11 protein-coding genes are annotated in these 11,769 nt (G+C 36.3%); 3 read left to right on the forward strand and 8 right to left on the reverse strand.

The window, feature by feature from the left end:
* Positions 1–25: 25 nt before the first annotated feature.
* Positions 26–487 (forward strand): Lrp/AsnC family transcriptional regulator, encoded by a 462-nt coding sequence (locus tag REB14_RS21175; RefSeq protein ID WP_034696246.1) that lies wholly within the window; start codon positions 26–28, stop codon positions 485–487.
* A 272-nt stretch (positions 488–759) separates the two neighbouring features.
* Here the strand turns inward: REB14_RS21175 and argH are convergent, their stop codons facing one another.
* The 8 genes from argH to REB14_RS21215 form a co-directional block, all read right to left on the reverse strand.
* Positions 760–2,064, reverse strand: coding sequence for an argininosuccinate lyase (gene argH, locus REB14_RS21180; RefSeq protein WP_309523225.1), 1,305 nt, complete (start codon positions 2,062–2,064; stop codon positions 760–762).
* Between the two features lie 271 nt (positions 2,065–2,335).
* Positions 2,336–3,418 (reverse strand): M20 family metallo-hydrolase, encoded by a 1,083-nt coding sequence (locus tag REB14_RS21185; protein ID WP_309523226.1) that lies wholly within the window; start codon positions 3,416–3,418, stop codon positions 2,336–2,338.
* The gene (gene argB / locus REB14_RS21190) at positions 3,393–4,187 is read right to left on the reverse strand and encodes an acetylglutamate kinase (RefSeq protein ID WP_309523227.1); all 795 of its coding nucleotides are present in this window, start codon (positions 4,185–4,187) and stop codon (positions 3,393–3,395) included. Before argB ends, REB14_RS21185 begins: the two co-directional genes overlap by 26 nt.
* A 68-nt stretch (positions 4,188–4,255) precedes the next feature.
* Positions 4,256–5,212, reverse strand: coding sequence for an N-acetylornithine carbamoyltransferase (locus REB14_RS21195; RefSeq protein ID WP_079241222.1), 957 nt, complete (start codon positions 5,210–5,212; stop codon positions 4,256–4,258).
* Positions 5,213–5,412: 200 nt separating this feature from the next.
* Positions 5,413–6,552, reverse strand: coding sequence for an aspartate aminotransferase family protein (locus REB14_RS21200; protein WP_309523228.1), 1,140 nt, complete (start codon positions 6,550–6,552; stop codon positions 5,413–5,415).
* Positions 6,553–6,663: 111 nt separating this feature from the next.
* On the reverse strand, positions 6,664–7,632 hold the full coding sequence (argC, locus tag REB14_RS21205) for an N-acetyl-gamma-glutamyl-phosphate reductase (protein ID WP_309523229.1): 969 nt from the start codon (positions 7,630–7,632) through the stop codon (positions 6,664–6,666).
* A 52-nt stretch (positions 7,633–7,684) separates the two neighbouring features.
* Positions 7,685–8,881, reverse strand: a complete 1,197-nt coding sequence (locus REB14_RS21210) for an argininosuccinate synthase (RefSeq protein ID WP_309523230.1) — start codon at positions 8,879–8,881, stop codon at positions 7,685–7,687.
* Positions 8,853–9,542 carry a GNAT family N-acetyltransferase gene (locus tag REB14_RS21215; RefSeq protein ID WP_079241218.1) on the reverse strand — a complete coding sequence of 230 codons (690 nt, stop codon included), beginning with the start codon at positions 9,540–9,542 and terminating at the stop codon, positions 8,853–8,855. The genes REB14_RS21210 and REB14_RS21215 overlap by 29 nt, the downstream gene beginning before the upstream one ends.
* A 160-nt stretch (positions 9,543–9,702) precedes the next feature.
* On the opposite strand from REB14_RS21215, the gene REB14_RS21220 reads away from it, so the two are divergent.
* Positions 9,703–10,119 (forward strand): IS1/IS1595 family N-terminal zinc-binding domain-containing protein, encoded by a 417-nt coding sequence (locus REB14_RS21220; protein ID WP_079241217.1) that lies wholly within the window; start codon positions 9,703–9,705, stop codon positions 10,117–10,119.
* Between the two features lie 242 nt (positions 10,120–10,361).
* The gene (locus tag REB14_RS21225) at positions 10,362–11,741 is read left to right on the forward strand and encodes a porin (protein ID WP_309523231.1); all 1,380 of its coding nucleotides are present in this window, start codon (positions 10,362–10,364) and stop codon (positions 11,739–11,741) included.
* Positions 11,742–11,769: the final 28 nt, after the last annotated feature.

Raw genomic sequence — 11,769 nt, forward strand, 5'->3', positions numbered from 1 at the left:
TTTTTGTTAGCACACAACTTTATTTATGGATTTAAAAGACAAAATGATTCTCAGTATTATTCAGGAAGACTCTACACTATCGGTTAAGGAAATTTCCGAAAAGATAGGTCTTACCTTTACTCCTACGTATGAGCGAATCAAACAATTGGAGAAACAGGGTATCATTGAAAAATACGTAGGTCTTTTAAACCGTGAAAAACTGGGACTCAATATCATCGTTTATTGCAATGTTCGTCTTAAGGAGCAATCCAAAAAAGTATTGGAAACCTTTGAGGACAACATTTCCAAATACGATGAAGTTCAGGAAATCACCAGCCTTTCCGGGGAATATGATTATATGCTGAAAATTATCGCAAAAGATATCAATTCCTATAATGAGTTCGCCGTGAGTGTGATTTCAAATCTTCCCAACATCGGACAATACCATAGTTCCATTGTACTTCATGAAGTAAAAAAATCTACCAAGTTTAAAATTGATCTGGAATAACTCTTCTGTTTTTAAACCATTAAGAGCTTTTAAGAGGTGAAGAATAATTAAGGAATTCGTAAGCGAATTTTAAAACTTTTATATTCCTTAATGGTTCAATTTATCAATCATCAAATTCAAAGAGCGGAATTACAATCCAGCCATTAAGATCACTTAAGCAATTAAGATTTATTAAAGATTAAGGTTCACAAACGAAAAGACAGCAGGCTAAAAATTACTTTTAGAATTCTACTGACAGTGCCTAAGTTTTGATGACCTTAACGGCTTAGATTCTAACCCAATAATTTATTTTTCAGTTTATTGAACTGATATTCTATTTTATCCAGACAAAGATTCCCGATACTTCCCTGGTGGGTATGTTCAAGATTTCCAGGTTCAAATTCAAACTCGTTGTTTTCAATTTCCTGCCCTACTTTTACATAAGCATCACGGAATGAGCTTCCGTTTTTCACTTCTTCATTAATCTTTTCTACACTGAAAAGATATTTATACTTTTCATCTTCCAGAATTCCGTCTTTTACCTTAATATTCGGTAAAGTATAACTTAGGATTTCCAGACATTCTTTTAAAGAGTCTATCGCAGGGAAAAGTATTTCTTTCGTCAGTTGTACATCTCTGTGATAACCGGAAGGCAGATTATTTGTCAAAAGAATTAATTCGTTGGGAAGTGACTGAATTCTGTTACATCGTGCACGAACCAGCTCAAAGATATCCGGATTCTTTTTATGAGGCATAATACTGCTTCCTGTAGTAAATTCCTTTGGAAAACTAATGAAGTCAAAATTCTGGCTTAGATACAAACATACATCATAAGCAAACTTCCCAAGCGTTCCTGCTAAAGTAGCCATGGCCATTGACAGCATTTTTTCCGACTTTCCACGGGTCATCTGAGCATATACCGAATTATAATTCATCGACTGGAAGCCTAGATCATAAGTGGTACTTTCACGATTGATTGGGAAAGACGAACCATAACCAGCCGCTGATCCTAATGGATTTTTATTAATGATATTCTTTACTGAAAACAGCATTTCCACATCATCCAAAAGCGCTTCGGCATAAGCTCCAAACCACAATCCAAATGATGAAGGCATCGCAATCTGCAAATGAGTATACCCTGGAAGCAAAACGTTTTTATGCTGATCTGCCAGTTGAATTAAAATCTGGAAAAATTCGTCTGTAAGTGCTGTAATTTCACGGATTTCATCCAATAAGTACAATTTTATATCCAGTAAAACCTGATCATTTCGTGATCTCGCTGTATGGATTTTCTTTCCTGTATCGCCTAATTCTTCAATAAGAATGGCTTCTACCTGAGAATGGATATCCTCAGCATCTTTATCAATTTCAAAACTACCTTCTTCAATTTTATTTAAAATAGTATTCAAAACAGATAACATCTGTTCTGATTCTTCCTTTGTAATAATTCCGGTTTCTGCCAGCATTGTGCAATGGGCCATAGAACCTTTTACGTCATATTTCGCTAAACGTTCGTCAAAGTCAAGGTCTTTACCGACTGTAAAGTTATTGACTAATATATTGGTGGCAAGGTCATCCTTCTGCCATATTTTTTTCATATTCTTTGATTTAAAATACTGATGGGTTTTGACAAGCCCAGCAAGGCAATCCTTATTACTATTAACTATAAAAAAACATTTCCTTATGTAAAGCCTTCATTTCTAATTTTCTTTTTGCATAAATCTTATTAAAAACTGAACTTCTAGTGCCTGCCGGGCGGAGTCAAAACATATATTTCAGAGATTAGAAATTAGATGTTAGAAATTAGTTATAACCTCATATGGTCTTTTTCTTACTAACTTCCAGTCTCTAGCTTCTAACTTCTCTCTTTTATAACACTTTTTCTAAAACTCTGATGTAGATTTCTATTCCTTCTTCTATTTCATGGATATAGATAAATTCATCTGCAGTATGAGAGCGCCTACTGTCTCCAGGCCCCATTTTCACCGATGCACATGGGATAATCGCCTGGTCAGAAGAAGTTGGTGAACCGTAGGTGGTCCTTCCGATTTCAACTCCTGATTTTACAAACGGATGATCCAGTTCGATTTTGGAGGAATTCAGTCTGAACGATCTTGCTATTAACGTTGACTTCATCTGAGACTGAATGATATCAAACGCTTCCTGATTGGAATATTCGTCTGTTACCCTTACATCCAGTGTGAAATTGCAGGACTCAGGAACAACGTTATGCTGTACCCCTGCATGAATTCCAGATAAAGTAACTTTCACTTCGCCCAGATATTCTGAAACCTTTGGAAATTTAAAAGCTAAAATATTCTGGAGATCCTCCATACATTTTACAATCGAGTTATCATCATTAGGATGAGCGGCATGAGAAGGAGTCCCTTTCATTTCTCCATCAATTACAAGAAGTCCTTTTTCTGCAATCGCCAGATTCATCTGCGTGGGTTCTCCTACAATAGCGAGTTCTACATTGGGTAGCTGCGGAAATAAGGCTTCAATTCCATCAAATCCTGAAATCTCCTCCTCTGCCGTCAAAGCAATAACTAAATTATATTTTAAATCTTCTTTATCATAAAAATGTAAAAAAACCTGAGCCATAGAAACCAAAGAAGCTCCGGCATCATTACTTCCCAAACCAAACAGCTTACCTTCTTTTTCAATAGGAATAAACGGATCCAGCGTATAGGCTTTGTTGGGCTTTACCGTATCATGGTGAGTATTCAGTAAAACGGAAGGCTTAAATACATCAAAATGTTTATTCACTGCCCAGATGTTGTTTTTAAAACGTTTAGTAGGAATCTGATGTTTTTTGAAAAAATTCTCAATTTCTACTGACGTATTGAACTCATCTTTACTGAATGAAGGAATCTCAATCAAATTTTTAAGCAATCCGACTGCATTATTCAATAGCTCTTCTTTATTATAAACAGATTTCAGTTCCTGCATGATGATTTTCTATATGGTTTTTCAATTCTGTTTCTTTGATCAGAAACACTTTATCTACATTATTTTTTATGGCTCCCAGAGCATTTTCCAGTTTGGGTAAAATCCCTTTGTGAAGTTTTCCTTCTTCTTTTAATACGGTAAACTCTTCCTCAGTTACATTTTTGATCACTGATTCCGGATTGTTTACATCTTCTAAAACACCTTCTTTATCAAAACAATACAACAATTCAACTTCATATTTCTCTGAAAGGGCCTGTGCTATCACCGAAGCAATGGTATCCGCATTGGTATTGAAAAGATTTCCTTTTCTATCATGGGTAATTGCCGAAAACACAGGAACAAGGTCCAGCTTGATGAGTTTTGAAATCAGCTTTCTGTTCACACTTTTCTTATTGATATCTCCTACAAATCCAAAATCGATTTCAGGATGTTCTCTTTTTTTAGCTTTAATCAGATTTCCGTCCGCTCCTGAGAATCCAATGGCATTGCATTTTTTCTGCTGCAGCTTTTCAACAATATTCTTATTGATTCCTCCCGCATATACCATCGTTACAATATCCAGTGTCTCTTTATCCGTAATTCTCCTTCCGTTGATCATTTTTTGCTCGATACCCAGTTTATCTGCCAGTGTTGTTGCTAGCTTTCCACCGCCATGAACAAGGATCTTTTTTTCCTGAATTTCAGAAAATTGTTCTAAGAATTGGTTTAATAATTCCTCATCATCAATTAAAGCTCCTCCAATTTTTATGATGTATAACTTTTCTTTCATTGTCAACTTTTTGAGATCCTTACCTCTTTCTACCCCTGTCAATTTTTAAAACCTTGACAAGGATTATTTCAGGCTTTTAATTCATCTAAAATTTCACTAAACACTGCCTGTGCAGAGAAAATTCGGTTTTTAGCCTGTTGATAGATGATAGAATGATCTCCATCCATCACCTCATCACTCAGCTCTATATTACGACGAACCGGAAGACAGTGCATTACTTTCGCAGCGTTCGTATTGGCTAATTTTTCATTCGTAAGCATCCAATCCCCTTTTACTTCAGGCATTGCAGCATAGTCATCAAAGGAAGACCAGTTTTTCACATAGATAAAATCTGCATCTTTTAGGGCTTCATCCTGGTCATGGATCACCTTCACATCTTTTGTGAAGTTTTTATCCAAATCATACCCTTCAGGGTTTGCAATCACCAATTCCACATCCATTTCCTGCATCCATTCTGCAAAAGAGTTTCCAACGGCATGGGCAATAGGTTTGATATGTGGAGCCCAGGTTAATACCACTTTGGGTTTGTGGTCTTTTTTCCAGTTTTCTGTAATGGTAATACAATCTGCCAGACTTTGCAGCGGATGGCGTGTTGCAGATTCCAAAGAAACAACAGGAACTTTCGCATGTTTTTCAAACTGGCTTAAGATACTTTCATTCACATCATCTTCCTTGCTCTTCATCCCTGCAAAACAACGTACTGCAATGATATCGCAATATTGATTTAAAACTTCAATAGCATCTTTGATATGTTCTACAGTGTCACCGTTCATTACAGCTCCATCAGCAAACTCTAAATTCCACGCTTCCTGTGCTGCATTTAATGTCAAAACATTCAACCCTAGATTTTGCGCTGCAATCTGACTACTCAAACGGGTTCTTAAGCTTGAATTTAAAAATACAAGTCCAATTGTTTTTCCCTTTCCTTTTTCTGTTTCAGTAAGGGGATCTGCTTTTATCTGTAAAGCTTTTTTTATGATTTCCTGTAAGTTTTCTACATCACTTACAGAGGTAAATTTTTTCATTTTAAAATTGATTTTAAAGATTTTGTTTACACATTAATTGTTGATCTAACCACAAAAGGCACAAAAGTTTATTTTTTTTAATATATAAGCTCACATAAGAAGAAAATCAAAGATTTTCGAAAACTTAAGGATACTTCTTAAGCGTTTAGTATTTTCTTAAAATCACTTAAGTGTTTAAATTCTTTTGTGGCTTTTGCGGTTTAAATCTTCCCCAATACCATTTTCAGGGCATTGATGAAAAGATCGGTTTCCTCTTGTTTGATATTCAGTGCAGGAAGAATCCTTAAGACACTTTTATCATTAGAGTTTCCTGTGAAAATATGATGACCGAACAGTAATTCTTTCCTTACTTCTGAACAGTCTCTATCGAGTTCTATTCCGATCATCAACCCTTTCCTTCGGATGGATTTAATATGTGGTAAATCTTTAATTTCATTTTCAATATACTCGCCCATTTTCTGAGCATTTTCGATAAGATTTTCATCTTTCATGACATCCAGAACAGCAATTGAAGCCGCACAAGCCAGGTGATTTCCTCCAAATGTAGTTCCCAACAGACCATTACTAGCCTGAAATTTAGGATGAATCAAAACTCCGCCTACAGGGAAACCATTCCCCATACCTTTTGCGGTTGTAATAATATCCGCTTCTACTCCAAACTCCTGATGAGCAAAGAAATATCCGCTTCTTCCATATCCTGACTGTACTTCATCCAAAATAAGAACAACATCATACTTGTCGCACAGTTCTTTAATTTTAGATAAAAACTCCGGGGTAGGAATCATAATTCCGCCTACTCCCTGAATTCCTTCAATGATAACAGAAGAAATTTCATTTCCTTGTTTCTCAAAAGTTTCTTCAAGCTGCTGCACATCATTCCAGTCTGATTTGATGAATCTTTCTGAAAAATTAACCGGAGCCACAATTTTCGGATTATCAGTTACGGAAACAGCTGCAGAAGTTCTTCCATGGAATGAACCGGAAAAATAAAGCACTTTGCTTTTCCCATTATGAAACGATGCTAGTTTTAAAGCATTTTCATTGGCTTCAGCTCCTGAATTACATAAGAAAAGGTTATAATTTTCATATCCTGAAAATTTTCCCAGCTTTTCCGCCAGTTCAGTCTGTAATTCATTCTGAACCGAATTGGAATAGAAAGAAATTTTTTCCAGTTGATCTTTCAGCTTATTCTGATAATGCGGATGGTTATGACCAATAGAAATCACAGCATGGCCTCCGTAAAAATCAAGATACTGTTCTCCTTTATCGTCCCAAAGAAAAGATCCCTGAGCTTTAACAGGATTTATATTGAATAATGGATATACGTTGAATAAATTCATTTTTGTTGCTAGTTGTTAGTTTGATGGTTGATGGTTGAAAGCCTGCAGATCTAAAGTTATTCTTCACACTACTGCAACCTATCATCTACAACCTTCTACCTTATTAATAAATTAGAATGCTATCGGTTTCAGGTTCAGCCCTGCATTTTCTTCCCAGTTCATTGCCAGATTCATATTCTGTACTGCCTGTCCTGAAGCACCTTTTAACAAATTGTCAATCGCTGAGTGAATAACGACAACATTTCCACTCTTTTCGATCTGAATCACACAGCGATTGGTATTGACAACCTGCTTTAAATCAATTGCCCTGCTACTTACCGTAACGAAAGGCTCCTCCGCATAAAAATCCTGATACAATTGTTCTATTTCCTCCAGCTTCAGATCCGTCTTCATGGTGGAACTTGTAAAAATTCCTCTTGCAAAATCTCCTCTCCATGGAACAAAATTCAGGTTTACTTCTTTTTTATTATTGAATGAATTCAGCTGCTGCAAAATCTCATCTACATGCTGATGAGTTAATGTTTTATAAGCTGATACATTATCATTTCTCCAGGTAAAATGAGTGGTTGCCTGCAGAGACTGTCCGGCCCCTGTAGAACCTGTAATCCCTGTAGTAAAAACTTCATTTAATACTCTTTTTTCTGCCAATGGCAATAAAGCCAATTGAATGGCCGTAGCAAAACATCCCGGGTTCGCAATACTTTTAGCACCTACCAGTTGTTTTTTATTGATTTCCGGCAATCCGTAGATAAAATCTCTCTTTCCGAAATTTCCTTCCAAACGGAAATCGTTTCCAAGATCAATCACCAGCGTTTCATCTTTAACAGAATTCTGAGTTAACCAGTTTTGACTTTCTTTATGGGGAAGACACAGAAAAAGAATATCTACGTCTCCAGATTTGTCCGTCAAAACCATTTCACAAACTGTCGTTAAATCCGGGTACAGATCCGAAATTCTTGTTCCCGAATTCGAACGACTATATAAAAAACTCAATGTCACATGTGGATGAAAAGCCAGTAAGCGTATCAGCTCACTTCCTGTATAACCGTTAGCACCAATGATTCCTACTGTTTTCTTCATTTTGATTCTGGCAGAATTTTATGCTGCCTTTCATTACATTGTCCTTTCGGAACTAGTTGATATTCTGGTTAATCTGATGGTATATATTTAAAGAATTACTTACAATCTTCGTATATCCTTTCACATCTTCTCCTGACCACGCTCTGTTGGCTTCTCCGTAGCTTCCGAATTTATCAGACATCAGATCATGAGCAGATTCAATTCCATTAAGAATAAATCTGTATGGGTGAAGAGTCACAAATACTTTTCCGCTTACTGTTTTCTGAGAATCCACTAAGAAAGACTCAATATTTCTCATCACAGGATCTAAAAAAAGTGCTTCGTGAAGCCAGTTTCCATACCAGTCGGATAACTGAGACTTCATCATTTGCTGATATTTTGAAAGGGTGTGCTTTTCCAATAAATGATGCGCTTTGATAATCACCGATGCCGCTGCTGCTTCAAATCCTACTCGTCCTTTAATCCCAACAATGGTATCACCTACGTGAATATCACGACCAATTCCATACGGTGAAGCTAATTCCTCTATTTTTTGAATTGCATATACAGAATGCTCAAAGCTTTCTCCATTCACTCCGATCACTTCTCCGTTTTTAAACTCGATCTCCATTTCTGAAGGCTCTGTTTCTTTAATCTGAGAGGGAAAAGCTTCTTCCGGAAGATAATTTCTGGAAGTCAATGTTTCTTTTCCTCCTACCGAAGTTCCCCAAAGACCTTTATTCACTGAATATTGTGCCTTATGGAATTCCATTTCATATCCGTTCTCCTTCAAAAATTCAATCTCTTCCTCACGGGACAAAGCCATATCACGGATGGGTGTAATGATTTCAATATTTGGGCACATCACCTGAAAGATTAGATCAAAACGAACCTGATCATTTCCAGCTCCTGTACTTCCGTGTGCAATTGCATCTGCTTTTACTTCAATCGCATATTTTGCAATTTCCTGTGCCTGAATGGTACGTTCAGCGCTTACGGAAAGAGGATAGGTATTATTTTTCAGTACATTCCCGAAAATCAAATATTTCACACATGAATTATAATAATCTTCCTGAGCGTTTACGCACCTGTATTCCTTCACCCCAAGGTTTAAAGCTTTTCTCTCCAACTCTTTTTCTTCTTCTTTTGAAAAACCTCCGGTATTTACAGTAACTGCATACACCTCATACCCTAGTGTTTCACTAAGATATTTAGCACAATAGGAAGTATCTAAACCTCCGCTAAACGCTAAGATGACTTTCTTTTTCATCTGGACTCTTTTTATTTTTATTAATTGTCATCTGAAACTCTCCAATAGAATTCTGAGCAGCATACCCAAAATCACCTTGACTCGTTCCATTATATTTATTTTCAGGTAGATTATCTACTACCTCATCTTTTTTTTTATCATTTTCAGGAACAAACAACATCGCTGTACACAGACAGTTTTTGCGTTCCTTCATCATTAAAATCTCATAGTTCACGCAGTTTTTGCAGCCATTCCAAAATTCCTCATCCTGAGTCAGTTCAGAATAAATTACCGGTTTATAGCCTAAATCACTATTGATTTTCATCACCGCCAAACCTGTTGTCAAACCAAATACTTTTGCATCCGGATATTTATCTCTAGATAATTGGAAAACTTTCTGCTTAATCTGAGTAGCTACTCCTCCGTTCCTGAATTTCGGTGACACAATCAATCCCGAATTAGCCACAAACTTCCCATGTGACCAGGTCTCTATATAACAGAAACCTACCCACTCACCGTTTTCAGTGGCTACCACAGCATTGCCTTCTGAAATCTTCTTACTCAAATATTCTATAGAACGTTTTGCGATACCCGTCCCTCTACGCTGTGCAGAATCGTACATTTCCTGCTGTATTTCACTCACATACATTAAATGTTCGCATGAGGAAATTTCTATTTCCATTTATTTATCTAATTTTTTTGGCAAATTTAAAATATAATTTCTTTAAAAACCAAATAAAAAAGATATTTTTTTTGTTTTAAAATTTTAAACAGGTAAAATTATCTTTATTAAAAAATATACATTTGCTAATTTATTATATATTTGCTAAAATAATATAGTTATGGAAAATACCTGCCCTAAATGCAACAGCAGCAAAGTAGTAAAAAGCGGCATCATCAATGAAAAACAACGCTTCCACTGCAAAAACTGCAACTATTATTTTACCGTCAAAAAACTGGGAAAACAAATTGATGATTATTATGTCACGAAAGCGCTTCAGCTCTATCTGGAAGGTTTAAGCTACCGTGAAATTGAAAGAATTATCGGAGTTTCACACGTTACAATAAGTTCATGGATTAAAAAGTACAATATTACCAGACCTCCTCATTCTGAATTCCATCCTGTTTATAAGATATTAAAACAAAATGAGTTGATTGACTATATTGCCAAAGAAGAAAACATTAAAAATTCAGGGATTATCATTACTCAGTTTGCAGATAAATACATGCTGATTAAGTGGGAAAGGTTTAAGAAGTAGTGCGGGACGCAAGGTGCGAGTTACGGGATACGAGGCGCGAGCCACTATATTTAATTATATTTCTTAATATCAAATACTTACAAACCGATTAGATTAAAATCCCGGATCTCGAAATCCGAACCCATATAACATTAAACACCCCATAACTATACTATTACCACTAATATATATTAAATTTTCATAAATAAATTATTAATTACAATTTGGCATTCACAAAAAACAACGCCAAAAATTGATAATTTATGAAGAAATTACTTACATTCATTGGATTAGCCTTAATCAGCAGTTCTGCCTACTCACAAGGCTCTCCTGATTATGGCAATGGCTTAAAAATTAACCTCAACCAAAACGGTGATAAATTCGTCAGATTTATTTTATGGGACCAGTTTTGGCTAAGAAACACTTCTATGAACCCCGGAACCATGGTAGGAGGAGAACCTACCGACAATTCATGGAGCCTGGGAAACAGACGATTACGAGCTTTAACCTATGCGCAAATTTCTAAAAGATATATGATCCTACTCCATTTTGGGATTAACAATCAGACGTTCATCAATGGCGGTGCTACAGGCACTTCAGGTACAGGAGGTTATGGAAACGGAAAGAAAACACAATTATTTTTTCATGATGCCTGGAACGAATATGCAGTTATTTTACCTGGAGAAGCAGGAAAATTCAGTTTAACTTTAGGAGCAGGTCTTCATTACTACATGGGGCTTTCCCGTATGACCATGGCTTCTACCCTTAATTTCCTCACATTAGATTCACCTGTTTTTTCATGGCCACTGATTGACAATTCCGACCAGTTTGCAAGACAACTGGGAATGTTTGCGAAAGGAAAATACGGAAAACTGGAATATCGTTTCAGTTTAAATAAACCTTTCGCCACAGATATGATTCCTGTGAATGTAACAGATCCTTCGAAGGCTATAGCTGTAGACAACAACGGAAATCCCAGTTTTTCAAAAGCAGGATATGTTGAATATCAATTTCTTGACGAAGAATCCAACGCATTACCTTTCAAAGTAGGCTCTTACCTTGGGACAAAAAAGGTTTTCAATGTAGGCGCAGGTTTTTATCATCAGGCTGACGGAACAAAAACTTCCGTGAATTCAAACATTGAGAAACACGACATTACTCTTTTTGCAGTAGATGCTTTCGCAGATATTCCCCTGGGAGAAGCAAAAAACAAAATGACCGTTTCTGCATATGCCGGATATTACAACTACAATTTCGGACCTAATTATGTAAGAAATCTGGGAACGATGAATATTGGAGCATCAGATCCTAATTTCATCGGCAATAAAGCCATTGCAGGACCAGGAAATCTACAACCGACTATCGGAACAGGTAATATTATCTACGCACAGGCTGGTTTACTTTTACCAAGTCAGGCAGAAAAGCCAAAAATCAGAATACAGCCTTTTGCCGCTTATACGCACAAGAGTTTTGAGGCTTTTGATAAATCTTCATCACAGTTTGATGTAGGCGCCAACTGGTTCATAGACGGACATCATGCAAAAATAACCACACAATATTCAACAAGGCCTATTTATACAAGTCCTACAGAAAGCCCATCTTCTAAAGGGGAATTTATTGTACAGTTTCAAATCTATTTATAAAACTTGACCCATTAAAATTAAGATAAGT

The sequence above is a fragment of the Chryseobacterium metallicongregator genome (assembly GCF_031324065.1).
In the GTDB taxonomy this organism is placed as follows: domain Bacteria; phylum Bacteroidota; class Bacteroidia; order Flavobacteriales; family Weeksellaceae; genus Chryseobacterium; species Chryseobacterium metallicongregator.

Bases quoted from the DNA above. Each gene is read 5' to 3' on its own strand.
- REB14_RS21200 (WP_309523228.1), bottom strand. From the start codon at position 6,552: ATGAATTTATTCAACGTATATCCATTATTCAATATAAATCCTGTTAAA.
- argC (WP_309523229.1), bottom strand. From the start codon at position 7,632: ATGAAGAAAACAGTAGGAATCATTGGTGCTAACGGTTATACAGGAAGT.
- REB14_RS21215 (WP_079241218.1), bottom strand. From the start codon at position 9,542: ATGGAAATAGAAATTTCCTCATGCGAACATTTAATGTATGTGAGTGAA.
- REB14_RS21195 (WP_079241222.1), bottom strand. From the start codon at position 5,212: ATGAAAAAATTTACCTCTGTAAGTGATGTAGAAAACTTACAGGAAATC.
- REB14_RS21185 (WP_309523226.1), bottom strand. From the start codon at position 3,418: ATGCAGGAACTGAAATCTGTTTATAATAAAGAAGAGCTATTGAATAAT.
- argH (WP_309523225.1), bottom strand. From the start codon at position 2,064: ATGAAAAAAATATGGCAGAAGGATGACCTTGCCACCAATATATTAGTC.
- REB14_RS21210 (WP_309523230.1), bottom strand. From the start codon at position 8,881: ATGAAAAAGAAAGTCATCTTAGCGTTTAGCGGAGGTTTAGATACTTCC.
- argB (WP_309523227.1), bottom strand. From the start codon at position 4,187: ATGAAAGAAAAGTTATACATCATAAAAATTGGAGGAGCTTTAATTGAT.
- REB14_RS21225 (WP_309523231.1), top strand. From the start codon at position 10,362: ATGAAGAAATTACTTACATTCATTGGATTAGCCTTAATCAGCAGTTCT.
- REB14_RS21175 (WP_034696246.1), top strand. From the start codon at position 26: ATGGATTTAAAAGACAAAATGATTCTCAGTATTATTCAGGAAGACTCT.
- REB14_RS21220 (WP_079241217.1), top strand. From the start codon at position 9,703: ATGGAAAATACCTGCCCTAAATGCAACAGCAGCAAAGTAGTAAAAAGC.